This window comes from Ligilactobacillus sp. LYQ139 (assembly GCF_045033025.1).
Classification (GTDB): Bacteria; Bacillota; Bacilli; order Lactobacillales; family Lactobacillaceae; genus Ligilactobacillus.
The window spans coordinates 1-1,411 of sequence record NZ_JBJFZW010000018.1; the positions used below are offsets into that span (position 1 = coordinate 1).

Below are 1,411 nucleotides of genomic sequence, written 5' to 3' on the forward strand. Positions count from 1 at the left end.
TTCTAAACTTAATGGATCCGTTTAATTCGCCATAATTCTGCAAATCCTAGTCCCAACCCTATCAATACAATTCCGAACAGGGCTGTTCCTTTTGCTTGGTGATCACCGGTATCTGGCAATTGCTGATGCTTATGTGAACGGAACGTGCGAACTGAATGCTGCATCCCCGTTGGTGCATTAATTACTTGCCGCTGACTAGTTTGTACCGGACCAGCCACAATACTACGTTTCGAACTACTTACGGTAGTAACATTACTACTCTTGTTAGCAGTCAGCGAAGCGCCACTAGAACTACTTGATAATCCTGCTGGTTTTGAAGAAGAACTCGATTGTGTTGGCATATCTGCAAACACTTGTAATGTTAAGTCTTCCATTATCGGCGTGCTAACCATAAGCCCTTCGTAACTAGTATTTCGACTCATGTGCGCGTAATTATAATCTAACATGTGTCGAAATGCCACAACATTACGATCACCATTTGGCCCAGTAACTTCCACAACTGGATAACCATTTTGTGTTTGCAGCGAACCAATATAATCGCCATTCTCATTATAGTAAAATGGCACCTCAAATGCTTCTCGTGGAGTAATTGCATAACTAGTTACTACTTTTTCGGCAACGATTACAGGTTTGCAATTAGTATCAAAAAAATTAAATGCGTCTTTTGCATACTTCATTGCGACTGTTGCCTGGGCAACAGCTGCACTAGTCTTAACGTAATAAGTCTGCCCCGTTACTAATTCACTAACCGGTTGGTTGGTAGCAGTATCAATTACCTGGTAATTTGCAGGAAGAATCTGAGTTACTTTAACTGGCGCTCCAAGATAATGCGGATTAAGTTCAAACTGCGCTGTAGTATTAGTTTGTGTATTCAGCTGGAGTTTAGACAGTCTGTTGTTTGAACCGGGGGCAACTAAGTATGCTGTAGTCATATCGCCAACACTTACGTTTGCATCGGCTAACGCAGCGTTATACAGCTTTTGTTGGAACGTTGTAAAGTGTTGTTTAATAAACGCCTCTTGATGCGGATCAACTTGCCCGACAATAACATCAAGAACCGCTTGAACTTGGTAGTTATACGACGCATTTTGCTGGTCTAATGAAGCTCCCTTATTCGGGGTATAATCTCCCTTATATGTACCCCGTTCCGTTAACATCATTGCTGCAATTAAAGAACTAATTTGCTCCTGCGAAAGCCCCCTGATAGCTAAGGCACTTGTTAAATCTCCTTGATTTTGGTATATCGGAAACGGAACCCGACCGACAGCATTAGTTTCTGCTCCATTATTGTTAACTGACACTGGATCGAATTCATTAACAACATCCTTATCAAAGCCCCAAGCGGGCGTAGAACTTCCAGTTTCAGCATTAACAAGTTTTGCATTCCCGGGTTCTTCCCCGCCTTCACCAA

Annotated in this window: 1 protein-coding gene; it reads right to left on the reverse strand. The window is 42.2% G+C overall.

All coding sequences use genetic code 11. From position 1 onward, the window contains the following. Positions 1-8: 8 nt before the first annotated feature. Positions 9-1,411 (reverse strand): LPXTG cell wall anchor domain-containing protein (locus ACI3E1_RS07860; RefSeq protein ID WP_405025099.1); only part of this gene is annotated, 1,403 nt, incomplete at its 5' end.